The sequence below is a fragment of the Brevibacillus dissolubilis genome, from assembly GCF_006170445.1.
Taxonomy (GTDB): domain Bacteria; phylum Bacillota; class Bacilli; order Brevibacillales; family Brevibacillaceae; genus Brevibacillus_B; species Brevibacillus_B dissolubilis.
Genome location: NZ_VCNA01000013.1, coordinates 92,867 through 117,749, shown reverse-complemented (window position 1 = coordinate 117,749; position 24,883 = coordinate 92,867). Strand labels below are relative to the sequence as shown.

Below are 24,883 nucleotides of genomic sequence, written 5' to 3'. Positions count from 1 at the left end.
TTTTATAATTCTACCAGTTGCTTCACCGGAGATGTGATCGTGGTTCCCACAGCGATGGGGAGTACGACGATAACGGTCGTGCCCGTGCCCGCCTGACTGTGAAAATACATCTGCCCGTGATGACTGTCTATAATACTATAACTTACCATAATCCCAAGCCCTGTGCCTTTTTCTTTGGTCGTAAAAAATGCCTGACCGATTTTGGGGAGGCGGTCTTCGGGGATTCCACAGCCTTGGTCGACAAAACGAATCGATACCTGATCCTGCCCGACTTCTACGTAGATATGGATTTCTCCACCGTCTGGCATTGCTTCCATGCCGTTTTTGAGGATATTGATAAAGACCTGCTTGAGCTTATTTTCTGCACAGTGGATGAACGGGCTGGACGTCTGAAAATGGGTGAAAAATTGGATATTCAATAAATGCGCCTGTGGTTGGAGCAGAGCCAGCACGTCTTCGATGACGAACAGCAGGTTTTTATCCTCAAAGTCCATTTTTTTCGGCTTGGCGAGGAGCAATAGTTCGCCGACGATCGTATTGATCCGGTCGATCTCGGAGAGCATGATGCGGTACACTTCTTCATTGTTGCTGACCGCCTGATACTGGAACAGCTGGACGAAGCCCCGCAGGCTGGTGAGCGGATTGCGGATTTCGTGGGCGATGCCGGCAGCTAGTTCGCCGACGACTGTCAGCTTTTCGGACTGCTGGAGGATTTCCCGGCTTTTTTTCAGCTCGGTGATGTCGGAGACGATGATTAACTGGGCCGGGTGTCCATGATAGACGGTAGGGAGTGCTCTGACTTCGACATCGAGGATTTCTCCGTCCATGCGGATCAATTTTTCCTCGGTCACTTCGGCGGTTAAGCCATGCTTGACCAGCTGAACGTTTCGGTTGAAGACCTCATGGAAGTCAGGGTGGATGAAATCAGACATCGGTCTGCCGATGACCTGACTCTTGTCCCCGGCATGAAGCATGGTGACCCCTGTCTGGTTGATATAGAGGCATCGCCCGTTGGCTACAATAAACTTGATGTTCGGTGACTCCTCAACGAGTTTGCGGTATTGCTCCTCACGTTGGATTAACTCGGATTCGATCTGTTTGCGGGCAGAGATATCGCGGATGACGATCTGGATCGCCGATCTATTCTCGAAGGTATAGGGGATGAACTGCACCTCGGTGTCCAGCAACTCACCGTAAAAGGTGTTCCATTGCCATTCCAGTTGACAGACCGCCTGCTTTTCCGAGGCGATGTGGGTAAAGCTTTCTTTGCAGATGTGGTGGTAGTCGGGGTGAAGCAGGTTCGTCACAGGCTGACCCACGATCAGCCTCTCGTCTGTGGCTCCGAACATCTTGAGCCCTGATTCGTTGAGGAAGACCCATCTGTTGTCGCGGATGATCCCGATGGTGTCAAAGGACGTATCGACCAGATGCTTCGCCTGTACGCGGATGCGGGTGTTATCAATAATATTTTCCATCAGCAGGACGGCCACCAGCGTAGCGAGTACATAACAGATCCCCATAAAAGGAAAGAGACTTGACCCATAGCTCTGGAAAAAGTCCAGCTTGTTCTCCTGATCCAAGTAAACCCGAAGCGAGATCAACATGATCGAAAAGGTCATGACGGACGCGGCAAAGCTGATCAGCACCTTTTGATAGCGGTTAAACCGATGATACCAATTATGTAACGGCACAAATAACAGATAGAATACCACAGCATCCACAAGAACGGTGACAAAGGCAGAACCGCTCCCGACATAGAGCCTGTACCCTATCAGTAAGAGGAACGCTGTGGCTCCACCGTATGTTCCCCCATAAAAAATCGCCAGTAAAAACGGAATCCAGCGCAAGTCCCATAGAAAAGGAGAATCACCGCTGTTTCCAGTGATGATGGGAAACAGCATGCATAAAATAGAAGCAACTCCACAGAATGCTCCCATCACAATCTGTGTTGGAACCGAACGGCGATCAAACAGCCGGTCGTACATGAAGACTTGACAGAACCAGATCGGGGTAAATATCAACAAGACGTTAATAAACAGCTCCTTGTACAAGTTGATCACCTCCCAGCAGATAGTATAATTATATAAGAAGTAATACAATAATTATGCCAGAATAAGAGGGAATTGGTAATGTTTCATTTGGCATAAAAAAACAGCCGTGCTTTTGACAAAGCAGGGCTGTTGGCTCATTGTTAATAAATTTAATTTATGAAACCCACTCACCTGGGGGCACGATATGTAAATGGACGTCTAACTCACGGGAAGCCTGCTGAAGCCGTCCCAACACATCGGCCGTCTCGGCATAGAGCGGTGGTGAATGGAACGTCTGATAGTGAATCGGAATGAATTGCTCCACAGCTAAGAGATGAGCAGCAGAGACAGCCTGCTCTGGCGTCATGGCAGCAGGCTGGTGACTCGGTGTCACCCCGTTCACCTCCAGCATGGGGCCGTTCACGGGGAGGAAGGCATAGTGGATGGGACCATAAAGCCGCTTGATTTTCCACCAATAACCGTGCCAGAGCGTGTCGCCTGTATGAATCAGCTTGTGCGTACCATCTGAGACGATCCAAGCCACTTGCGGGAAACCGAAGCCATCGACAGAATCGGCCACAATAGCAGACAGATCCCCCAACGGATAGGATTCACCAACCCTGACCCCGATTACCTTCGTAAATCCAGCCTGAAGCACTTCCCTGACCGAATCTTCCGGCACATAGATTGGGATCTCTGTCCCATAGGCATTCCGCAACGACTCGGCATCGAAATGATCGAGATGCGTATGCGTCAACAATACAGCATCCACCTGTCCCAATGGCTGAAGCGGTAGGAAAGCTTCTTCTGTTGGAACAAAAAAAGAAGTGGGACTGGCCAGCGGATCGATCAATACAGCTGTGTTCCCGGATTGTACATACAAGCCTGCCCATGTTAACCGCTTGATCCTCATCACATACAACCTCCTGACAAAAAATGTTTTTTATACTAAGTAACTTTACGATACTAAGTATAAAAAAACAATTAACTATTACAAAAAAATACACCATGCTATAATGGATGAAGGAGAAAGAAGATCGGAGGTACTCGTGGGATGAGCAAAAGCAAGTCGTACAATCTATCCTGCAACATCGCCAAAACGCTGGATATCATCGGGGATCGCTGGTCTATCCTGATCATCCGGGATATGCTGATGGGCATTCACAAATTCAGTGAGCTGAAGCATTCGCTCGAAGGGATTTCTTCGAATGTGCTGTCAGAGCGGTTGCAGTATTTTGAGGAGCGTGGGATTGTTAGATCGAAGCAGTACTCCGCACATCCGCCACGCTTAGAGTATCATCTCACCGAAAAAGGAAAGCAGCTTAGCACCGTTATCAGTGCCATCGCGATCTGGGGCAATCGGCATCTGGATGAGACCTATACAGAACTGGTTCACGAAGCATGTGGACATGAAGTGGAGATGGCATACTTCTGCCCGCACTGTCAGGAACATGTAACAGATGTCATAACACGTCCGCATACAAATACAGCCCAACCTTGAGAATAAGGAAGGGCTGTTTTTTGTTGAGGGGCCGAATGCGGCTGGCTACCTATGACCAGTGCTTACGATTAGTGATAACGGCCCTTTTTACGGGATTTGATGACGAAGTAGACCATCGCCCAGACCGAGCCAATCACCAGAGCGAGCACAAACAGGTTGTGTGAGAACCATTCGTAAAAGCTGCTTCCTGAGAGCCAAAACATCGTTGTTCACCCCCTAGATCGGCAGTTCTTGTTTGGAAGGACGGGTCTCGCTGTGCCGTTCTTGCTGCTTGTCCTCATGCTGTCCGCGTTCTTGACCACGGGAGCCGGTGAGGGTGCCGATCTGTTCTTTAAGTTTAGGATCTTGAATCGTGCCCATGATGGCGCGGGCGATCTCGGATTCCAGCTTCATGTCGCTGAGCTCAGGTTTAGCCAAGTCTGTGCGCTTGTTTTCGGGATCATCTGGTGTAAAGGATGCTGGAGTTTTCAGACCGATATTCGGTACGATGGCTTCGGTCGCTTGGGCGCGTGCGCTGCGTTTTTCTGGACCGTGTTCATTTTTGGCACCCATTGTGCGGCCTGGCATGACAGTAGAGAGGGCTTTGCTGATGATATCTTCCTTACGGGTGCTGATTCCTCCGGCAGCCATGATCGGGCAGTAACGGGTGATCCCTTCTGCGACGGCATAAGCAGATACGCCCATCAGAAACCATGGAGCGCGGCGGGGATTGCGTGCCATCTTGGCCGCACCGGCTGCCAGACCTAAGAGACCTAATGTAATGCGCAGCTGCGCGTCATATGTTCCGACATTTTGTTTCTCCTTCATGTGTGACCCCCCTTTTTAGATAGTTGTAGTTTGTTCTGTGGAGGGAGAATCAGACGAGGTAATTTCTGTTGTTCAAGATTTCTTTACAAGAAAAGGAAATGTCTATTATGATGTGAATAAGTTTTAGAGTAAAAACAATTGGAGGGGAAACAGGTGCGATTACGACCATTACCAGAAGAAGCGTTTTACCAGATGTTTCGTACATCAAGACGGCAACACCCGGCTACGGTCTGGATCAAAGGTGGTACGGTGCTTGATGTATATACCAAGTCATGGAAACAGGCGAATGTCGTGATCTCCGGTGAGCGGATCGCTTATGTAGGAGAGACCGAACCGCTCACAGATGAGTCGACACAGATTATCGATGCCAGCGGTCAGTATCTCGTACCGGGCTATATCGAGCCGCATGCCCACCCGATGCAATGGTATAGCTTAGGTACGCTCAGTGATTACGCGCTGCAGTGCGGGACGACGATGATGGTCACCGATACGATGCAGATCGTGGATATGCTGGAGCAGAAGGATTTTATCGAGTGGATGGAACGTCATATGATACATCCAGTCAAAAACCTGTTCTGGGCCAGACTCGACCCGCAGACGGTCAGCGAGCAGATGAGATCAGGCTACACCAAAGAGCGGTTTGAGACCTTGCTCAACCATCCGCTGGTAATCCAGAGCGGCGAGTTAACCGACTGGAGCGGGATTCTCGCGGAACGGGACGAGATGATGTACGGGCTCAGACGCTCGCTCGAATTAGGCAAACGCATCGAGGGTCACCACCCAGGCGCTTCTCCTGACACGCTGAATATGGCTGCAGCGATTGGGGTGGGAGCATGCCACGAGAGCATCAAGGCAGAAGAGGTCCTGCACCGGCTGAGCCTTGGGATGTATGCCACCTTGCGCCATTCATCGATCCGCCCAGACCTGCCGACCCTCGTCAAAGGGCTGATGGAGCTTGGGGTCCCATGGTCCTCCCGCATGATGCTCACCTCAGATGGCTCGACTCCGCCGATGATGCGCCACGGCTTCATGGACTACACCATTCGCGTCGCCATCGAAGCAGGTATGCCGCCGATTGAAGCGTATGTGATGGCCACGCTCAATCCAGCTGTGTATTATCATCTGGATCAAGAATTGGGAGGCATCGCACCAGGCCGAATCGCTGACATCCTCTTTCTCAGTCAGCCGGACAATCCGACACCGGTACGCGTGATCGCCAATGGTCAGCTCTGGGCAGAAAATGGACAGCTTATCACACAGCCGCCAAAGCTTGGCCGGGAAGTCTATCCTGCCGTACCGCTGCCTGACATCCGTGAACAGATCCAAGCAGACTGGTTCCGCATCCCGGCAACCGACACAGAATACCCGGTGATGGATATGCTCAACGCTGTCATAACCAAAGAAGTACGGCTCCCTCTGCCTGCCGATGCAGAAGGGTTTATTTCGCTGACGGAACATCCTGAACTAGCGCTCATCGCCCTAATCGACCGGCAAGGAACCAAGCTTACCCACGGGATTGTCAGAGGCTTCGGCAACGAGATCGAAGCAATCGCTACCACCTATCACGCATCAGATGAATACCTCATGATCGGACGCAACCCAGAATCGATGGCCCAAGCCTTGCAGCGCGTCATCACGATCGGAGGTGGAGTCGTGATGCTTGAGCAGGGTCAAAGCGTTTTCGAGATGCCGCTCCCGATCATCGGAAAAGTAACAGATGCCCCGATGGAGGAAGTGATTTCACAGGCGGAGCGCTTCGAGGCGATCATGCGTGACAAGGGGTACAGCCATCTCGACCCGATCTATTCCCTGCTCTTTTTCACAGCGACACACCTGCCATTCCTGCGGATTACCATAGACGGCCTGTACGACGTCAAAAAAGCAGTCTATCTCAGTCAATCCCGACAAATAAAATAGGTTTGCTAACCATTTATGATCTGATATCAATCCTTTATCTGGATAAAGGATTGATATACTTATTGATATGTGATTGTATATGAAACTAAGTTCAATGTATAACAATAAAAAATATTTTTTCTCTTGTAAATTTTCTAATTTATTTTACAATAAAGAAGAATTAAGATAAATAAAGCATCTATCGCTAGGGCCGGAACTCTCACTCTTGCCGGAAGCGACATGTAATAGAAGTATTGTTTATTTATGGAAAAACATATAGGTAGATCAAAGGGGGATTCAATGATGAGAAAACGCTCACAAATCGGATTTATTTCGGCAGTGGTAGCAGCGGGTATGGCAGTGACAGGTTGTGGGGGAAGTCAGACCACAGGTGGTACCGAGGGGGCAAGTGATGCATCAGGCAGCACCAAGATCGTGATTGCTACCCAAAGCCCGCTTTCCGGTTCTCAATCGGTTGTCGGGGACGCGATTAAGACAGGGGCAGAATACGCTGTCAATCTGCAAAAAGAAGAATTCAAAAAACTCGGCTTCGATCTTCAGCTGAGCCCGCAAGATGACCAAGCTGACCCGAAACAAGGCGTAGCCAATGCCGAGATGTTATTGTCCAACCCAGACGTGCTGGGCGTTGTCGGTCACTACAATACCGGCGTTGCGATCCCATCCTCTGTGAAATATGAAGAAGGCAAGCTGGTCATGGTCTCTCCAGCCAACACCGGTGTCAAGCTGACCGAAGAAGGTAAAAAGGTTGTACACCGCATCTGCGCGCGTGACGACTCCCAAGGTCCGAAAGCCGCGATCTATGCAAAAGAAAAGCTGGGCGTGAAAAAAGTCTTCATCGTCCATGACAAAACCGCCTACGGTCAAGGGATCACCGACCAGGTGAAAGCCCAATTCGAAAAAGACGGGGTAGAAATCGTCGGTTATGAAGGGATCACCCAAGGCGAAAAAGACTACAGCGCGGTATTAAACCAAGTGATCTCCAAGAGCCCGGATATGCTCTACTTCGGTGGGATCTACTCCGAAGCAGGCATTCTGGTCAAACAAGCCCGCGAAAAAGGCTTCAAAGGCGTATTCATGGGCGGCGACGGGATCGACTCCTCCGAGCTTGCTAAAATCGCAGGCGATGCGGTAGAAGGCGTCGTATTCACCTCCATCGCCGGTGACGTAACCCAGACCGCTGAAGGTAAGAAGTGGGCTGATGCTTACGAGAAGAGCATGGGCAAAAAACCAGAAACCTTCTCTGTATACGGCTACGACGCAGCAGGCGTCCTGCTCGAAGGGATCAAGGAAGCCATCAAAGCGAACGGCGGCAAAAAGCCTTCCCGTGAACAAGTCCTGGAGGCTGTCCACAAAACTAAAGATTACCAAGGTCAGTTCACCAAAGTCACCTTCGATGAAAAAGGTGATAACCAATTCGCTGACGTGTTCATCTACAAATTCGGCAAAGACAAATCTGAATTCGTCGGAAAAGTAGAGTAAGCCTCAAGCATGGATGATAGGGGCGTCCCGTGACAGGTGCACGCCCCCTTATCTTTTTATTGGGAGAAATTGATTGAAAAAAGTGTGACTGATACAGGGGGGAAAGACGATGTTGAGCATGTTACCTCAGGTCCTGGTTGACGGGCTGACTCTTGGCTTCATGTACGCCGTCGTGGCATTGGGGTATACCATGGTATACGGTATCCTCGAATTTATTAACTTCGCGCACGGTGACCTCTTCATGGTGGGGGCGTTTGTTGGAACAGAAGTGTTGCTGACGTTTGAAGCGTTGGGGACGCTGGAAGGAATGAACCCGTTTGTGGCCTTTTTCATCACGCTGATTGTGGCGATGGCGATCACAGGGGCACTGGGTGTCGGGATCGAACGGGTCGCGTACCGTCCGCTTCGGGGGGCACCGCGATTGGTTCCGCTGATCTCCGCTATTGGTGTATCCTTCTTGCTACAAGACTTGGTTCGTTTCAGTGAAGCCATCTACCGCAATGAGTTTTACCTCAACTCTCCGCAGCTGTTTACAGGTAGCCTGGAGCTTGGATTCGCTACCGTACCGCAAAAAGCAATCATGGTTATGGTGATCGCAATTGTCCTGATGATCGTCCTGACACTCTTCGTCAACAAAACCAAGTGGGGGATCGCGATGCGTGCCGTCGCCCAAGACCAATCCACTGCGTCTCTGATGACGATCAATGTAGACAAAGTCATTATGCTGACCTTCTTGATCGGCTCCAGTCTGGGTGGCGCGACAGGTGTGCTGTTTGCCCAGAACTACGGAACGATTGACCCGTATATCGGTTTTATCCTTGGTTTAAAAGCGTTCACCGCAGCTGTACTCGGCGGGATCGGGAACCTGCGTGGCGCGATGGTTGGCGGTGTGATCATTGGTCTGTTGGAGTCGCTCTCCGGTGCTTATATGGGGCCTCTGACCAACGGTGCTTTTGGTGCCGAGTATAAAGACGTATTTGCCTTTTCCATTCTGATTCTCGTGCTTCTTTTCAAACCAGAGGGTCTCTTCGGAGAAGCCGTGAAAGAGAAAGTGTAGGTGAAGACAAGTGGCTAAACTCATGGAAATGAATCTGCTGAAAAATAAAGAGGTACCGCTGCTCTTTACCGTTTTGTGGATTGCCGTATTCTCCGGCGCACTGTACAGCTTGGACAAATCCGTTATTGCATTTATGGGAGTTCTTTTCTCGATCATCTTGGTGTATTACACAAAAGGAAGTAACCTGATCCGCTTCGCGCTTGGTGCAGCCGTGCTGCTTCTGATCATTCCGCTGGTAGCCGGGGACAACCGCTACTATATGGAGGTAGCGACACAGGTCGGCATCTATGTCGCGATGGCACTGGGTCTGAATATCGTAGTAGGCTTTGCCGGACTTCTTGACTTGGGTTATGTCGCGTTCTTCGCGGCTGGTGCTTATGCGTATGCGATCTTCACGACCTCCCAAGCCAATGAGTTCATCCCAGGTGACTTTTTCCCGCTGAGCGGTGAATGGTTCTGGCCGTTCCTGATCATCGGTCTGATCGTCGCTGCGATCTTCGGGATCTTGCTTGGTTTGCCGGTCTTGCGCGTAAAAGGTGACTATCTTGCAATTGTTACGCTTGGTTTTGGTGAAATCATCCGTATCGTATTCAACAACTTGGATAAACCGATCAACATCACAAACGGTCCACAGGGGATCACGCCGATTCCGGCTCCAGAGCTGTTGGGGATTAAGATGGGGACACCGTTTTACTTCTACTTTATTGTCTTGTTCGTCATCGCGTTTATCGTACTGGCTAACGTCCGTTTTGAGCATTCCCGCTTGGGCCGCGCTTGGATCGCGGTGCGTGAGGATGAGCTGGCGGCGCAGTCGATGGGGATTTCGCTGTTGAATACGAAGCTGGCGGCGTTTGCCACAGGTGCTTCGTTTGCGGGCATCGTCGGGGTTATCTTTGCGGCAAAACAGACGTTTGTCGACCCGACATCCTTTACGATGAATGAGTCGATTGCGATTCTCGTCATGGTTATTTTGGGCGGTAGCGGCAGTATCCCGGGCGTGGTGCTCGGAGCGGCGTTCGTCACGGTGCTCCAGGTGCAATTGCTCAAGGAGTTCTCCAACTTCCTGCACGGCTTGCAGCAATCCGGTCTGATCAACCTGCCGAGCCAGCTTGACCCGTCTAAGTTCCAGCGTCTGGTGTTCGGGGTTATCCTCGTTCTCGTGGCGCTGTACCGTCCGAACGGGCTGATTCCGGCCAAGCGCAAAAAAGATGATATCGATTCGATCAAACAAAGCAAGCACTTCGGCGAACAGCAAGGGATTCTCGCCAAAGTGGCAGGGCGCAAATAACAGTCGGGGAGGGAGCAGAAGATGGCTATTTTAGAAGCGAATGGCTTAACCAAGCGTTTCGGTGGTCTGTTAGCCAACGAGGACGTGACGGTCAAAATCGAAGAAGGCTCGATCACCGCTGTTATCGGCCCGAACGGTGCAGGCAAAACCACCTTTTTTAACATGGTGACAGGCTTTTATGAGCCGGATGGCGGTGACGTGATCTTGGACGGTAAAAGCATCAAGGGCTTGCGTCCAGACCAGATCGCTGAGCGCGGTATCACCCGCACATTCCAAAACATCCGCCTGTTCAAAGAAATGACCGCACTCGAAAATGTCATGGTCGGCACACACAGCCGTCTGAGCGCGGGTCTGTTGGGAATTCTGTTCAATACCAAAAAAGTGCGCCAAGAAGAAGAGAAGGCGCGTGTAGAAGCATACAAACTCATGGAATATGTCGGTATTGAGCATATCGCCAATGAAGCGGCAGGCAGTCTGCCATACGGTTTGCAGCGCAGACTGGAGATTGCCCGTGCGCTTGCGACCAATCCGAAAATTATTTTGCTTGATGAGCCGGCGGCCGGGATGAACCCGCGCGAGACGGTGGAGATGACCGATTTTATCCGCAAGCTCAAGCAAGAGCTGAATCTGACCATCATCCTGATCGAGCATGATATGAAGCTGGTCATGGGTCTCTCTGAGTATATTCACGTATTGGACTATGGCAAAAAAATCGCGGAAGGCACTCCAGAGCAAATCCGCAACAATCCAAAGGTTATCGAGGCGTACCTAGGCAAGAGCGCCACGGAAGCGTCGTAGGAAGGGGGAGCAAGCATGCCACTGTTGGAACTTCAGAACATTCATACCTATTACGGTGGGATTCACGCCCTCAAAGGGTTGAGCATTCAAGTCGAGGCAGGCGAAGTCGTGACACTGATCGGCTCAAACGGTGCCGGCAAATCGACCACGCTCAAAACCATCTGCGGCCAGACCCGTGCCCGTCAAGGCAAGGTGCTCTTCGATGGTCAGGATATCACCGCGATGAAGACGCACGATATCGCACTGGCTGGGATCGCGCACGTACCGGAAGGCCGCCGGATTTTTCCGAAGCTGACCGTACGTGAGAATCTGGAGATGGGCGCGTTCTCTGTCACCGACAAAAGCGTGATTGATGAGGGTATCGAGCGTGCCTTCCGTTTCTTCCCGCGTCTCAAAGAGCGGATCAACCAAAAGGGCGGTACGATGTCAGGGGGCGAACAGCAGATGCTGGCGATCGCGCGCGGCCTGATGATGAAGCCCAAAATCCTGATGCTCGACGAACCATCCATGGGTCTTGCTCCGATTCTGGTGGAGCAGATCTTCGAGATCGTCACCGAGCTGAACCGCGAAGGCATGACCATCCTCTTGGTCGAGCAGAACGCGAACCAAGCGCTCTCGGTAGCCAGCCGTGGATATGTCATCCAGACAGGTGAGATCATCCTGCAAGATGATGCGAGAGAGCTTTTGTCCAACCCGCAGGTGCGCGAGGCGTACTTGGCGTAAGATACGATACCTGTGAAAAGACCGATGGAGGGAGTTACCTTCCGTCGGTCTTTTTGCTGTGATTTCCTTTTTCCACTTGTGGCATAAAGCGGATGTTCTGGGCCAGATCATAGATATGCTCCTCATCTGCCCACAGAAGCAGATACGCATAGGAAGTGCCGCCGATCTTGACGGGTTTTGGATAATGCACTAATAAAGCAGCTTGTCTATTCAGAAACGGCGCTTGATCCTGAGACGGTAAAATCAGGCGTGCGGGCTGACCTGCGATCATCATCGCACAGCTGCGTGGCTTAGAACCGTAGGGCTGTAGCTTATGCAGCATCAACTGCTTGGAGATTCCGTCGATCTTGGTCAGACCTGTCCCGGCAGCGGTAAATTGAAAAAAGCCGTCATTGGCCCCGTAGCGCTCTTCGTAGATGCCTTTGATCTTAGTCCAATGAGCGGGATAGGCCAATTGGAAGTGGTACTCCGGATTGATATACAGCTTCTGACTCTCAGGGATCTGCTGGTGTGTCTTAGATGCTTCTATATACGTCGAAGTCGGAAAAAGAGTCAGTAAACAAAACATACCTGTCAGGAGAAGGAGAAACACATAGCGTCTGGTTACCATCACTCGGCTGCCCCCTTATGTCATTCCTTCTCCTTAGTATGGATTGGTGTGGGCGGAATCTACCGGGAGACTGGCGGATTTGTGCTTCCTCTTTATGGCACGAGTATGGCATGGGGGTTGACGCCGTGGGCTCTCAGCTATAAAGTGAAAAGTTAGAAAAAGAAGGGTGGGGAGCAGATGAATGACCAAAAACAAGCCGTGCGGGGCATGAAAGAAATCCTGCCTGTCGCAGGGGCTGGTATCATAGATGGCATGGTATTTGGGATTCTGGTAAGGCAGGCGGGTCTGGGAATACCGGAAGCGATGATGTTTTCCCTGCTGGTCAATGCCGGATCGTCACAATTCGCGGCATTGGGGTTGCTCACACAAGGAGTGGGAGCCTGGCCGGTTTTGATCTCGACGGCGCTTTTGAACGCACGTCATCTTTTGTATGGATTATCACTCGGCCCGGCCTTTCGTGGCGTGTCTACGTGGAGGATGGCGTTGTTGTCGCATTGGCTCAACGATGAGACCTTTGCCCTCAAGTCTGCCTACTTAGACAAAGAGGAAAAATTCAGCCTGTCCTATTTTACTGGAGCCGGACTGGTGGATTACCTGATCTGGGGCCTTGCGACACTGGCGGGAGCGGTATTTGGCACGCTAATCACCGAGCCGGAAGCATACGGGCTTGATTTTGCGTTTCTTGCGACATTTCTCGGCTTTCTGGCCTTATATCTGACCTCGCGTTTTTATATAAAAGCAGCCGTGCTCGCGGCAGGAGTCGCATGTCTCGGTTACTATCTGCAAGGTGCGACGCTGGCTGTCATCTTAGGTACGATGGCAGCGGTCGTGATGGGGGTGTTCGCCGATGAGCAATGATGTGCTGTGGATTATTGTCGGGATGGCGGTCATCACGTACCTGACCCGTTTCCCGATGCTGTTGATCAGTTCGCGTCTGGAGCTGCCGGACTGGGTGAGAAGAGGATTGAAAATGGTTCCGGTCGGCGTATTCAGCTCGCTGACGATTCCACCGATAGTGTTTCATCGGCCTGATGGAGTGTTTGACCCCGAGTATCTGGTAGCGGGGATTGTAGCGTTGGCAGTGGGCGTATGGAAAAAGCATATTGCGCTGGCGTTGGTGGCGGGTGTTGGGGCAGTGGTGCTGTGGAGACTATAGGAAAAAGTCCTGCTCTTGCTATGGTTTACAAGAGCAGGACTAATAGACAATATCAACGGTGGATTGGATAATCCGTTCTACAAAAACGGGATTTGGCAATACGCCTTCTGTTAATGCCTTTTGCCTTAAACCGTTTTGGATATGGTGGAATAGTACTTTACGGCTTTCATTACGGTATATGCCGCAAAGCTCTATGATCTCGTCTCGAGGGTGATGAGTTTTAAGCAACCCCTGTAACAAGGTATCCGTACTGACAATCTGGATATCCCCCCGCATACGAAGTTCTTCATTCAGATGCCGATTTCTGAAATGAAAATCATGTACCAGTTGATACAGGTCGCGGTCATAACCGACGAAGGAAATAGCTTTTGGAGGATAGAGTTCCCGCAACAAGGCGGAAAGCCAGACCAACATGAATTCCCCTTTGTTTTTATCACCGCGTGAAGCAAATAGATTGTTTATACACAATGAGATCGTCGTGGGTTCATCGATGCGTTGGATCTGTTCACGTAGTGGCTGGATGTATTGAAAGACTCTAGAGGCAAGTGCTTTGAACTTCTTTTTAGCGGCTTGGGGATGATACTCAGACTGTAATAATGCAAGAAAGTCTGATTCCTTAATACAGATGACATTGGGAAATTGACGGAGATAGGTCATATAACGGTCATCCTTATCCTCAGCCATTCGTGTTTCTGCTGTGATTGTATCAGTGAGGATAATCAGGTCATCCGGCCTTACAAACATCCCCAATAAATTTTTTTGATGACGGTGATAAGCCAACTCAAACTGGGAGACCGCGACTGTGTCGCATAAATAAAAGCAGCCAGCTTGATCAAGCAAAGCTACAATTTTTGCGATATCTGAAACCATCCACTGTGCTGACAAGCTTTCAACCGTCCTTTGCAATTTTCTCGAAGTAATTTTTGACTTGAATGTATACATCATAGTTACTTTCATTCACGATATCAGGCATATCTGACTGCTTCATTTTATCGAGCAAGCGTCCAAACGAAATATGACCGCTTCTTTGAAAATTATAAGGGTCGATTCCATATTCTTTGGCTGTTGCTTCCCAGTCAAATATTTTGTCGAAGTGACTCGATATCTGTTGATCATCGATGAGATTTAATTCAAATAAACGAATTAGCACAGCTTTATAAGGGGAGGTAAATCTGTTCATCGTTAAAAAGATCTTTTTTTCAAAGCAATCCTCTTCATGTAAGGTTTGATAAAATGATCGGACTTCCCGAGCATCCATCAGAACGATAGAAGCAAAATAGTCAGCGGCTCTTTCTTCCAAGTCGTCATCTATAGTCGATTCAATCAAATGTAGGGGCTGTCGCCTATTGTCATCGTGACTGCTGGAAGACAGAATGTGATAGACCTCGTGGAACAATACAAAATATTGATAAATCCGCGGATGCCATGTATTTATATAACAAATTTTTTTATCATTCTTGTGTAAGATAAACCCACCAAGCGATGCGGCTCGAATGGGTGCTTGCAACAGAAAAAAATAATCTTCTAGCCAACGCTTTGCCCCATCAATGATATTCCATCCAGGGTAATGGTAATCGCGAAAATACTGATTTACAAAAGAATGAACGCGTTCGCTCACCTCTTCATTTTTTGTAAAAAGCTCAGTAAGCTGCTCATAGGTTACTTCTGGCATATAGGATTCTCCTTAGTAATAAATCTCGATCAAATCACAAATTTTCGCTAGTTGTTCCAGCCCTTTTTCCTCATCTAGGGAGGGCTTATTTCCCTTGGAGAAATGAATCGGCTTGTGCAGACCTACGCTGGGTGTGGGCAAGATGGGGGGAGTGAAGTTCTCATCTAGAAAGAATGTATCCTTATAGCCAAGGACTTGAGCCAATTCAACGGCAAAAGAAACAATAGACTTAGGATGTTGTCCTTTCAAGTGGGCATAGAAGGTGGACGGGGATTTTCCCATTTTCTTGGCTAATCGTTCTTTACGGTAACCCTCTGCTTCCAAAAAGGAATTGATATTGTCAAGCACACGGCTTGCAAAGTCACCAGGGATTGACATAATGAATCACCTCCCTATCATTATAGCCAAATCTCATTAAAAAAGTGTGGAATTTCCGGAAAAATAAGCTCAAGTGATTTGCGTATGTATGAATTGATCGATTTTGTTGTTTGTTATCTACGGAAATTCCGGAAAAAGAAAAAACACTCCTGTAAATATAAAGGAGCGTTTTGAAACAACTGATTGATTATGAAGAGCTGGGGTTCGTCATCAGAACTCGTTCCCTTTTTTGCTGAGTAACAGGCAGCCTCACAACAAACCGTACACCACCCGGCTCATTCCGTGCCTCAATCGTCCCGCCATGCACTTCAAATACAGCCCGTGCAATCGCAAGACCCAGTCCATGCTTACCCGTCTTGCCTTTACGGAACCGTTGAAAAAGGTTGGGTAGCAGGGACTCTTCAATCGGCGGGCCGTCATTCGCCAAGTGGATTTCCACTGTGTTGCCCATCTGGCGGGCGTCGATCACCAGCTTGCTTTTCGCATAGCGGAGCTGGTTCTCTAAGATGTTGACGAACGCGGTATTGAGCTGTTCCCCATCCCCCTCGACTGGCAAGGTATCGGGAACATTCATCTGCCACTCGATCTGAGGATTGAGCATACTGAAGCGCTGATGTAAGAAAACGAACAGTTCAGACAGGTTGAGCGGGGTGAACTGGATCATCTGGGCGACGGATTCGATCTTGGTCAGATAGAGCAGCTGCTCGACGACCTTTTCCAGCCGCTTGCTTTCCTGCATGATGATCTCCAAGCCTTTTTCTGCCTGCTCGCCTTGGAAGACGCCTTCGAGCAAGCCTTGGGTATAGCCTTGGATCGCCATGATCGGGGTTTTCAGCTCGTGGGAGATGTTCTGGACAAAATAGCGCTGGGATTCGTCATATTCCTTCAGCTGGTTTTTCATCGTGTCAAACGAACGGGCGAGCTGACCGATCTCGTCTTCGCGGTCGACGCGGAGCGGGATATCGAACTGACGCCGGGCGATTTTTTGGCAGGATTCTTCGAGGCGGCGCAGTGGATTGGTCAGGTAACGGCTGAACCAAGCTGCGACGAGCAGACTGACTCCGACGATGATGGCAAAGACGACGAAGAATTGGCGGGTCAGCAGGCTGTTGATCTGATTCAGCTCGCGCTCTTTGGAGAAGAGGACGAGATAGTAGGGATAGTCGCGCAGATGCATCTCTTGGCTGACATACAGGTAATCCTCACCCCGGTGAGGGAGTGTGCCACGGTGCATCCCCTCGTCTGCCTCACTGCGGGCGGCTCGGAATAATTCGGCGGCTACTTGCTTCGGAATCGGCTCGATGGCATGGTAACCGAGGATCGTGCCCTGCCTATCAAAGACCAGCATCTCAAAGGAATACTCGTAATTCTGTAGCATCACCTGCAAAAAATAAGGGGCTGGCACGGGTACAGGCAACAGGCGGTGCTCCTGATCGAAGGCGATGTTTTGCGCGAGGTTGTTAAACTCTTCTTCGAGCAGGGAGTACGTATTGTTGACCAGATATTTTTGCAGGGCCAGCGGGTAGGTGATGCCGACGCTCGTCCCGAGAATCGTGGTCAACAACAGGAATAGGATCAAGATCTGTCTGGAGAGTGGCCAGTTTTTCAGCTTCCACTTCATGGCGACATCCGGTAGCCAAAGCCGTAGACGGTCTCTAGCGGGAAGCCCGGCATCTTTTTGCGGATTCGCTTGACGAGGTCATCGACGGCACGGTCAGAGCCGATATAATCGTCGCCCCAGACAGCGGCGAGGATCTGTTCGCGGTGAAGTGCCTGACCTTGGTTGTTGATCAGATACATGATCAGGTCGAACTCTTTGGTCGTCAGTTCAATCGGCTGGTCGGAGGCCGTTTCTTTGACCAGACGGCCTTTTTCGGAGATCATGTACGGCCCGATGGTTACCCAGTCTTGGAATTGCGGTGTACCCGAACCGGCAGCCATGCCGTGGCCATTCACTGTCGCAGCAGATGCGGTGGTCGCTTTTTCATAGGTGCGTTGGAGCAGCTTCTGGGCACGGATCACCAGCTCGCGCGGCAAAAACGGCTTAGCGAGGTAATCATCGCTGCCCAGTTCCAGCCCGATGATTTTATCCATATCTTGGTCACGTGCTGAAATGAAGATAATTGGCACATCATACTTATTACGGATCAACCGGAGCAACTCGTACCCGTCAATATCAGGGAGCATAATATCAAGAATCCAGAGATGAGGAGGCGGGTCTTGGTCGAGCGCCTGCACGACCTGCTCTCCATTCTCGAAAGCTTTTACGTCAAAACCCGCATTTTGCAGGTAGGATTTGAGCAGTTGAAGTAAGTTGGCTTCGTCATCTACCAGATAGACGGAATATGGTGTGGTTGTGGTCATTAGACGCCCCTCCCTTTCCTTATTATTTTATCACAGGGTGAAATGAAACGTATGGCAACCACGTATAAGGAATGTGGGAATCTTGTGGGACAGCAGGCAGGATTCAATCGACCGAACGAGAACCTTACTAGTAATTGGAAAAAGAGAAAGGAGCGGACCTATGGACAAACGTGTTCAAACCCTCTTGTCTTCCCTGATCGTATGTACGGCACTTACCGCTTGCAGCCTGGAAGCAACATCCCAGACCGGTGGAGAGCAGCAGCCTGTGACAACACCGTCACCAGTCACCACAGCAGACCCAACTCAGCCGACTGCACCGACCTATGCGTATACAGCTCCATTGACTGGTCTTGGTACCGATCATCCGACCGACAGCCGCCCCGTCATGGTGATGATCAATAATCACCCGAAAGCCCGCCCGCAGTCAGGTCTGAGTCAGGCTGACATGGTGTATGAGGTGTTGGCAGAAGGCGAGGTTACCCGCTTCTTGGCGATTTTCCAAAGTCAAAAGCCAAAAGTGATCGGCCCGGTGCGCAGTATCCGTCCGTATTTTATCCAAGTAGGTACAGGCTTTGATGCCGTACTGGTACACGCCGGAGGAAGTCCAGAGGCGCTGGAGACGCTGGCCCAGTCCGATTTTTCCTATATTAATGAAATCAATAATGCGCCGTACTTCTGGCGGGAGTCGTTCCGCCGTGCGCCGCACAATCTCTATACCAATCTGGATCGGATCACCAAAGCGATCAACGCCAAGGGTTTCCGTCCGACTGGGGAAATCCCGTATTTCCCATTCGTAGCCCAAGACAGCCAAATCACCGAGGGCAGCCCAGCCTCGAAGATCAATATCACGTTCCACCCGTCCTACAAGGCCAGTTATACCTATAGCGCTGAGAAAGGCCGCTATCTGCGCTTCACCCAAGGCCAGCCGCACAACGACCTCAATACCAATGAACAGCTATCGGTCAAGAATCTATTGATCATCTCGGCAGAGCATCAGGTACTGGACAATGAAGGCCGCCGCCATGTCGATGTAGTAGGCCCTGGCGACGGCTATCTGTTCCAGCAGGGAAAGGTACGTCCGGTCAAATGGAAACGAAGCGGCGGTGTCATCCGCGCTTATGAAGATGAGGCGCTGACCAAAGAACTCCCCTTGCTTCCGGGCAATACCTGGGTTAACATAGTGCCTGACCACCCTGGACTTGCAAGCGCTGTCACTTATCAATAAATCGCTTGAATTTCGTACTGTTTTCCCCTAAGATTAGGAATAGGTGCTTTAACGCTTAAAAATTTTAACGTGTAACAACGAGTCCTATTGTTCTTATAGATACTTATGGGGTGATCAGCATGCAATTGGAGAAACTGAAGGGGAAAGGTATCGAGCAGCTTTTTGAAGCGATCTTGTCGCTTGAGAATATTGAGGAGTGCTATCGTTTTTTTGACGATCTGTGCACGGTGAATGAGATGCAGTCGCTCGCTCAGCGTCTGGAAGTGGCGCGTATGCTTCGCAAAGGCTTCACCTACAACCAGATCGAAGCGGAGACGGGTGCTTCCACCGCTACGATTTCCCGTGTGAAGCGTTGTCTCAATTACGGTAATGACGGCTATACGCTCGCCTTGGACCGTATTGGCAAGTAACCGAGGGAGGCAAAAGCAGTGATCGATTATCGCAGTTGGCGGCACGCCTTCAAACTAGACCCGGACAAAACGATCGACGATGACGCACTCGAAGCCATCTGTGAGTCCGGCACGGATGCGATTATTGTCGGCGGTACGCTCGGCATTACTTTTGACAACACTCTGGACCTGATGGCACGGATTCGCCGTTATGCCGTTCCGACTGTGCTGGAGGTATCCAACCTGCAGGCGGTTGTGCCGGGGTTTGATTCGTATTTGATCCCGTTGGTGCTCAATGCGGGTGATCCTGATTGGATTTTTGCCCCGCATGTCGCCGGACTGACCGCGTATGGCAGCTATATTCACTGGGAAGAGATCTTCACGGAAGGCTACTTGGTGCTTAATCCAGAATCCTCTGTAGCGAAGTTGACCAAGGCCCGTCCTGTGGCCGGCCCTGATGAGGCCAAAGCTTACGGGCAGACCGCGACAAAGCTGTTGAATCTGTCGATGGTGTATGTAGAATACAGCGGGACGTATGGTGATCCTGAGGTGGTGCGTGCTATTCGCAAAGGTGCCGAAGGAGCTCATGTGTTCTACGGCGGCGGAGTGAAGACCGTGGAGCAGGCCAAGGAGATGGCGGCGATTGCCGATACGGTGGTTGTCGGGAATGTGATTTATGAGGATTTGGACGCTGCGCTGGCGACGGTTGGCGCGGTGAAGGGATAGAATTGAATGATTCGGTTACAAGAGGGCTCTCAGGCGAAATTGGTCTGGGAGTTTTGTTTTTTCACCAAGCCACCAGTCTGATTTGGTGGTTTTTTCATTGACAAATCGCCCAAAACAGGTACACATACCGTGGCATTCTCGCTCAATCTATGACAAAATAGAAAGGCTATGATCCAGAACATATGCTTTCTTTTTTTCTACCAGTTTCCTAACGAAAGGTGGCCATATTCATTATGACTACTCTAGATAAATACTTCGTGGGCCTCAACCCGCAGCAGCGCGTCGCGGTGGAAACCACAGAAGGCCCGGTGCTGATCCTCGCGGGTGCCGGTTCCGGTAAGACACGCGTGCTGACCCAGCGCATCGCGTACCTGATCGGCTTCAAAAAGGTCGCGCCGTGGAACATCCTCGCGATCACCTTTACCAACAAAGCGTCCCGTGAGATGCAGAACCGTGTCGCCAACCTCGTCGGCAAGGACGCACAAGAAATCTGGATTTCCACATTCCACTCGCTCTGTGTCCGCATCCTGCGCCGTGATATCGACCGCATCGGGATGAGCCGTAATTTCACGATCCTTGACGCGTCCGACCAGCTCTCCGTGGTGAAGAACTGTCTCAAGGAACTCAACATGGACCCGAAGAAAAACGAGCCACGCACGATCCTCGCTGCCATCAGCGGAGCGAAGAACGAGCTGATGGACCCAGAGCGCTACAAGAAAAACGCGGGCGACCAGTTCTCCCTCGTCGTCGCTCAGGTCTATGAGCTGTACCAAAAGAAGCTGCGCAGCAATCAATCCCTCGACTTCGACGATCTGATCATGACGACAATCAAATTGTTCCAAGAAATGCCGGAGGTTTTGGCATACTATCAGAAGAAATTCCGTTACATCCACGTCGATGAGTATCAGGATACCAACCGTGCGCAGTATCTCCTGATCTCGATGCTTGCAGACGAATGGAAAAATATCTGCTGTGTAGGTGACGCCGACCAGTCCATCTACAAGTGGCGCGGCGCCGATATCTCGATCATCCTCAACTTCGAAAAAGATTATAACAATGCGACACTGATCAAGCTGGAGCAGAACTACCGCTCCACCAAGAATATCCTGCTTGCGGCCAATGAAGTGATTAAGAACAACATCAACCGCAAGCCAAAAGACCTCTGGACATCCAATCCGACCGGGGACAGAGTATATGTCTACCAAGCGGATTCCGAGCATGATGAGGCATATTTCATCGTGGACAAAATCCGTGAGCTGATCAAGGAATTCCGTCTCTACGACAAGTTCGCCATCCTGTACCGGACCAACGCGCAGTCCCGTGTGATGGAGGATGTGCTGGTGAAGTCCAGCATTCCGTACACCATCGTCGGCGGCACGAAGTTCTATGACAGAAAAGAGATCAAGGACATCCTCGCCTACCTGCGCCTTATCTCCAATCCGGACGATGACATCAGCTTGACCCGCATCATCAACGTGCCGAAGCGCAACATCGGTGACTCGACCGTGGAGAAAATCCAGCAGTTCGCCAACCGCCAAGGCATGACCTTGTTTAGAGCGATTGAAGAAGTGGAGTACATGGGGCTTACCTCCCGTACGACCAATGCCATTATTTCGTTCCGTGATATGATGAAAAATCTCATGCAGATGGTAGACTATCTAAGTGTGACCGAATTAGTGGAAGAGGTACTCAAGCTCTCCGCCTACCGTGAATCGCTCAAAGAGGACAAATCCCTCGAATCCGAAGCACGTCTGGAGAACATCGACGAGTTCCTGTCTGTAACCCAAGAGTTTGAGAGCAAAAGTGAAGATAAAAGTCTCGTGGCGTTCCTGACCGACCTCGCACTGGTAGCCGATATTGATTCACTCGGCAAAGACGGCGTGGAAGTGGACGCGAACACAGACGGTGAAGTCACTCTGATGACCCTGCACAGTGCCAAGGGCTTGGAGTTCCCTGTCGTCTTCTTGATGGGGATGGAAGAGGGCGTCTTCCCGCACAGCCGCTCGTTGGAGGACCCGACCGAGATGGAGGAGGAGCGGCGCCTCGCATATGTAGGGATTACCCGCGCCGAGCAGAGGCTCTATATGACCTGTGCACGGATGCGTACCCTGTATGGCCGTACGGCGGCGAACCTGCCGTCCCGCTTCTTAAGCGAGATTCCGGCTGAATGCATCGAGGGCTTCGATCCTGGGGCATACTCTGCCGGACCGTATGGCGGCGGAGGTACAGGATTTGGTGGAGGCAATGGCGGTGGCTTTGGCAACCGTGGCGAAAGCCGTTTTGGACAAGGCCGCACGCTCGGTGCACCGGGCCAGTCTGTCTTTGGCCGTACAGCGGCTGCAGGTGCAGGTGCTTCCCGTACCGCACCGACGACCCGTACCTCCCCGGCAGCCCGCACGACGACCACGACCCCGGCTGGTGGCTCTGGCGTATTCCGTCAGCTGCACCAGCAGCCAGGCAAATTGCCGCAGCATGGTGCAGCAGCAGGAATTGACTGGAAAGTGGGCGAAAAAGTGAAGCATGGCAGTTGGGGAACCGGCACCGTGGTCAGCATCAAAGGCAGCGGTGACAACACTGAGCTGGATATCGCCTTCCCAAGTCCAGTCGGCCTCAAAAAACTGCTGGCTAAGTTCGCTCCGATTGAAAAAGCATAAAAGACTGTTTTGCTTTCCCGTTCCATATGATGTTGGGAACATGGGAAGCGCCTGTTTTCAGATAGAAAGGAATGAACCTGATTTGGACATTCTGCAAGCGGAAGCCAAGATCAAAGAATTGCGTGAAACTATCGAGAAACACAACCGTCTCTACCATGTAGAAGATAATCCGCAGATCACTGACCAAGAGTATGACCAGCTGGTACGCGATCTGAAAAGCTTAGAAGAACGGTTCCCGGAGCTGATTACGCCAGACTCCCCGACCCAGCGTGTGGGCGGGGAACCTCTGCCGTTTTTTGTGAAGGTGGAGCACAAGACCCCGATGTTGAGTCTGGGCAACGCATTCGGCGCTGACGATCTGCGCGACTTCGACCGCCGTGTCCGCCAAGGCTTAGGCAACCAGACCGTCCGCTATGTATGCGAACTTAAGATCGACGGCCTTGCCGTCTCACTCCGCTATGAAAACGGCCTGTTCGTGCGCGGTGCCACCCGTGGGGACGGAAGCGTCGGCGAGGATATCACCCAGAACCTCAAGACGATCCGCACGATCCCGCTGCGCCTCGCCCGTCCAGTCACGATCGAGGTGCGTGGAGAAGCGTACATGTCCAAGCAGGCTTTTGAAAAATTAAACAAAGAACGTGCGGAAAAAGGCGAAGCCTTATTCGCCAACCCACGCAACTCAGCCGCAGGCTCCCTGCGCCAGCTCGACCCAAAAATCGCCGCATCCCGCCAGCTGGACATCTTCGTCTATGGCATCGGTGAGGTCGAAGGCGAACGCATCGAGTCCCATAGCGAGGGCTTGAATACGCTGGAGGAGCTTGGTTTTGCCGTGAATAAAGAGCGTCGTGTGTTCGATGATATCGAGGAATTGATCTCGTTCGTCGAGACATGGACCGAGAAGCGCCCAACCCTGCCATACGAGATTGACGGCATGGTGATCAAGGTAGACAGCTACGCACAGCAGCAGGAGCTTGGCTTTACCGCAAAAAGCCCACGCTGGGCCACCGCCTACAAGTTTCCGGCAGAAGAGGCGGTTACACAGCTGATCGACATCGAGCTGTCCGTAGGCCGCACAGGCGTAGTCACACCAACCGCGATCCTCAACCCCGTCAGCCTCGCAGGCACCACCGTCAAGCGCGCATCCCTGCACAACGAAGATATCATCCGTGAAAAAGGCTTAATGATCGGCGACCACGTCGTCGTGAAAAAAGCAGGCGATATCATCCCAGAGATCGTCAACGTACTGCCAGAGCGCCGTACAGGCGAGGAGCGTCCTTTTGAAATGCCGACCGAGTGTCCAGACTGCGGCAGTGAGCTGGTCCGTCTCGAAGACGAGGTCGCCCTGCGCTGCCTCAACACTGACTGCCCGGCGATCATCCGCGAAGGCTTGGCCCACTTCGTCTCCCGTACCGCGATGAATATCGAAGGTCTGGGTGAGAAGGTAGTGGCACAGCTTTTTGCTGAGGGCTTCATCAAATCCGTCGCCGATCTCTACTATCTGCACGACCGCCGCGAAGACCTGCTCAAGCTGGAGCGCATGGGCGAGAAGTCGGTTGACAACATGCTCGCTTCCATCGAGGCCAGCAAAGATAACTCGGTCGAGCGCCTGATCTTCGGCCTCGGTATCCGTCTCGTCGGGGCCAAAGCAGCCAAGGTGCTCGCAGAAGAATTCGGACACCTCGATAAGATCATGGAAGCCACCGAAGAACAACTGATTCAGATCGATGAGATCGGCCCGAAAATGGCAGACAGCATCGTCGCCTACTTCCAATTGGAACAGGTAAAAGACCTGATCGAGCATTTCCGCCAGGCAGGCGTCAATTTTGAATACAAAGGTCTGCGCGTAGAAGCAGGAGCCGACCTCCCGCTCTCCGGTAAAGTAGCAGTCGTCACCGGTACGCTTGCCAGCATGTCACGCGGCGAAGCAGAGGAGAAGCTGACCCTGCTCGGAGCCAAAGTGACAGGCAGTGTCTCCAAAAAGACCGATCTATTGGTCGCCGGTGAAAAAGCTGGATCAAAATTGGAAAAAGCCGAGAAGTTGGGCATAAAAATCATGGATGAAGAAGCGTTTCTCAAGCTGTTGGAAACAGGTGAAATGTAACATCCCAT

At 51.2% G+C, this 24,883-nt stretch carries 24 protein-coding genes; 14 read left to right on the top strand and 10 right to left on the bottom strand.

The window, feature by feature from the left end; translation table 11 throughout:
• Positions 1-2: 2 nt before the first annotated feature.
• The gene (locus FGI41_RS20740) at positions 3-2,051 is read right to left on the bottom strand and encodes a PAS domain S-box protein (RefSeq protein ID WP_139492222.1); all 2,049 of its coding nucleotides are present in this window, start codon (positions 2,049-2,051) and stop codon (positions 3-5) included.
• 154 nt (positions 2,052-2,205) lie between these two features.
• Positions 2,206-2,943, bottom strand: coding sequence for an MBL fold metallo-hydrolase (locus FGI41_RS20735; RefSeq protein WP_139492221.1), 738 nt, complete (start codon positions 2,941-2,943; stop codon positions 2,206-2,208).
• A gap of 141 nt (positions 2,944-3,084) precedes the next feature.
• Here FGI41_RS20735 and FGI41_RS20730 point away from each other — a divergent pair, with 141 nt between their 5' ends.
• Positions 3,085-3,531, top strand: coding sequence for a winged helix-turn-helix transcriptional regulator (locus FGI41_RS20730; RefSeq protein WP_139492220.1), 447 nt, complete (start codon positions 3,085-3,087; stop codon positions 3,529-3,531).
• A gap of 68 nt (positions 3,532-3,599) precedes the next feature.
• On the opposite strand, the gene FGI41_RS25555 is transcribed toward FGI41_RS20730, so the two are convergent.
• Both FGI41_RS25555 and FGI41_RS20725 read right to left on the bottom strand, forming a co-directional pair.
• Positions 3,600-3,734 carry an EYxxD motif small membrane protein gene (locus FGI41_RS25555; RefSeq protein WP_176560368.1) on the bottom strand — a complete coding sequence of 45 codons (135 nt, stop codon included), beginning with the start codon at positions 3,732-3,734 and terminating at the stop codon, positions 3,600-3,602.
• A gap of 13 nt (positions 3,735-3,747) precedes the next feature.
• On the bottom strand, positions 3,748-4,338 hold the full coding sequence (locus tag FGI41_RS20725; RefSeq protein WP_139492219.1) for a YgaP family membrane protein: 591 nt from the start codon (positions 4,336-4,338) through the stop codon (positions 3,748-3,750).
• Between the two features lie 153 nt (positions 4,339-4,491).
• Here FGI41_RS20725 and FGI41_RS20720 point away from each other — a divergent pair, with 153 nt between their 5' ends.
• The 6 genes from FGI41_RS20720 to FGI41_RS20695 all read left to right on the top strand — a co-directional run bounded on the left by FGI41_RS20720 (position 4,492) and on the right by FGI41_RS20695 (position 11,600).
• Positions 4,492-6,255, top strand: coding sequence for an adenine deaminase C-terminal domain-containing protein (locus FGI41_RS20720; protein WP_139492218.1), 1,764 nt, complete (start codon positions 4,492-4,494; stop codon positions 6,253-6,255).
• Positions 6,256-6,537: 282 nt separating this feature from the next.
• Positions 6,538-7,734: a branched-chain amino acid ABC transporter substrate-binding protein gene (locus FGI41_RS20715; protein ID WP_139492217.1), complete on the top strand. Its 1,197-nt coding sequence runs from the start codon at positions 6,538-6,540 to the stop codon at positions 7,732-7,734.
• A 109-nt stretch (positions 7,735-7,843) separates the two neighbouring features.
• Entirely contained in the window at positions 7,844-8,791 is a 948-nt protein-coding gene (locus FGI41_RS20710) for a branched-chain amino acid ABC transporter permease (RefSeq protein WP_139492216.1), read from the top strand.
• Positions 8,792-8,813: 22 nt separating this feature from the next.
• Complete coding sequence (locus FGI41_RS20705) at positions 8,814-10,079, top strand: branched-chain amino acid ABC transporter permease (protein WP_139492215.1); 1,266 nt, start codon at positions 8,814-8,816, stop codon at positions 10,077-10,079.
• A 21-nt stretch (positions 10,080-10,100) separates the two neighbouring features.
• Positions 10,101-10,877 (top strand): ABC transporter ATP-binding protein, encoded by a 777-nt coding sequence (locus FGI41_RS20700; RefSeq protein ID WP_139492214.1) that lies wholly within the window; start codon positions 10,101-10,103, stop codon positions 10,875-10,877.
• A 15-nt stretch (positions 10,878-10,892) separates the two neighbouring features.
• Positions 10,893-11,600: an ABC transporter ATP-binding protein gene (locus FGI41_RS20695; protein ID WP_139492213.1), complete on the top strand. Its 708-nt coding sequence runs from the start codon at positions 10,893-10,895 to the stop codon at positions 11,598-11,600.
• A gap of 34 nt (positions 11,601-11,634) precedes the next feature.
• On the opposite strand, the gene FGI41_RS20690 is transcribed toward FGI41_RS20695, so the two are convergent.
• Positions 11,635-12,213 carry a peptidase M56 gene (locus tag FGI41_RS20690; protein ID WP_139492212.1) on the bottom strand — a complete coding sequence of 193 codons (579 nt, stop codon included), beginning with the start codon at positions 12,211-12,213 and terminating at the stop codon, positions 11,635-11,637.
• Positions 12,214-12,387: 174 nt separating this feature from the next.
• Here FGI41_RS20690 and FGI41_RS20685 point away from each other — a divergent pair, with 174 nt between their 5' ends.
• Together FGI41_RS20685 and FGI41_RS20680 are read left to right on the top strand one after the other, a co-directional pair.
• Positions 12,388-13,068 (top strand): AzlC family ABC transporter permease, encoded by a 681-nt coding sequence (locus tag FGI41_RS20685; protein WP_139492211.1) that lies wholly within the window; start codon positions 12,388-12,390, stop codon positions 13,066-13,068.
• The gene (locus tag FGI41_RS20680; protein WP_139492210.1) at positions 13,058-13,366 is read left to right on the top strand and encodes an AzlD domain-containing protein; all 309 of its coding nucleotides are present in this window, start codon (positions 13,058-13,060) and stop codon (positions 13,364-13,366) included. The genes FGI41_RS20685 and FGI41_RS20680 overlap by 11 nt, the downstream gene beginning before the upstream one ends.
• A 39-nt stretch (positions 13,367-13,405) precedes the next feature.
• On the opposite strand, the gene FGI41_RS20675 is transcribed toward FGI41_RS20680, so the two are convergent.
• The 5 genes from FGI41_RS20675 to FGI41_RS20655 form a co-directional block, all read right to left on the bottom strand.
• Positions 13,406-14,251, bottom strand: coding sequence for a hypothetical protein (locus FGI41_RS20675; protein WP_139492209.1), 846 nt, complete (start codon positions 14,249-14,251; stop codon positions 13,406-13,408).
• Positions 14,252-14,255: 4 nt separating this feature from the next.
• On the bottom strand, positions 14,256-15,038 hold the full coding sequence (locus tag FGI41_RS20670) for an ImmA/IrrE family metallo-endopeptidase (RefSeq protein WP_139492208.1): 783 nt from the start codon (positions 15,036-15,038) through the stop codon (positions 14,256-14,258).
• 12 nt (positions 15,039-15,050) lie between these two features.
• Positions 15,051-15,416: a helix-turn-helix domain-containing protein gene (locus FGI41_RS20665; RefSeq protein ID WP_139492207.1), complete on the bottom strand. Its 366-nt coding sequence runs from the start codon at positions 15,414-15,416 to the stop codon at positions 15,051-15,053.
• Between the two features lie 187 nt (positions 15,417-15,603).
• Positions 15,604-17,037, bottom strand: a complete 1,434-nt coding sequence (locus FGI41_RS20660; RefSeq protein ID WP_139492206.1) for a HAMP domain-containing sensor histidine kinase — start codon at positions 17,035-17,037, stop codon at positions 15,604-15,606.
• Positions 17,034-17,780, bottom strand: a complete 747-nt coding sequence (locus FGI41_RS20655) for a response regulator transcription factor (protein WP_139492205.1) — start codon at positions 17,778-17,780, stop codon at positions 17,034-17,036. Before FGI41_RS20655 ends, FGI41_RS20660 begins: the two co-directional genes overlap by 4 nt.
• 160 nt (positions 17,781-17,940) lie before the next feature.
• On the opposite strand from FGI41_RS20655, the gene FGI41_RS20650 reads away from it, so the two are divergent.
• The 5 genes from FGI41_RS20650 to ligA all read left to right on the top strand — a co-directional run bounded on the left by FGI41_RS20650 (position 17,941) and on the right by ligA (position 24,875).
• Positions 17,941-19,005, top strand: a complete 1,065-nt coding sequence (locus tag FGI41_RS20650) for a DUF3048 domain-containing protein (protein WP_139492204.1) — start codon at positions 17,941-17,943, stop codon at positions 19,003-19,005.
• A gap of 119 nt (positions 19,006-19,124) precedes the next feature.
• Complete coding sequence (locus FGI41_RS20645; protein ID WP_139492203.1) at positions 19,125-19,415, top strand: YerC/YecD family TrpR-related protein; 291 nt, start codon at positions 19,125-19,127, stop codon at positions 19,413-19,415.
• An 18-nt stretch (positions 19,416-19,433) separates the two neighbouring features.
• Positions 19,434-20,120, top strand: coding sequence for a heptaprenylglyceryl phosphate synthase (gene pcrB / locus FGI41_RS20640; protein ID WP_139492202.1), 687 nt, complete (start codon positions 19,434-19,436; stop codon positions 20,118-20,120).
• Positions 20,121-20,353: 233 nt separating this feature from the next.
• A complete protein-coding gene (gene pcrA / locus FGI41_RS20635) occupies positions 20,354-22,774 on the top strand; it encodes a DNA helicase PcrA (RefSeq protein WP_139492201.1) in 2,421 nt (806 codons plus the stop codon).
• Positions 22,775-22,814: 40 nt separating this feature from the next.
• Complete coding sequence (gene ligA, locus FGI41_RS20630; RefSeq protein WP_176560367.1) at positions 22,815-24,875, top strand: NAD-dependent DNA ligase LigA; 2,061 nt, start codon at positions 22,815-22,817, stop codon at positions 24,873-24,875.
• Positions 24,876-24,883 lie beyond the last annotated feature (8 nt).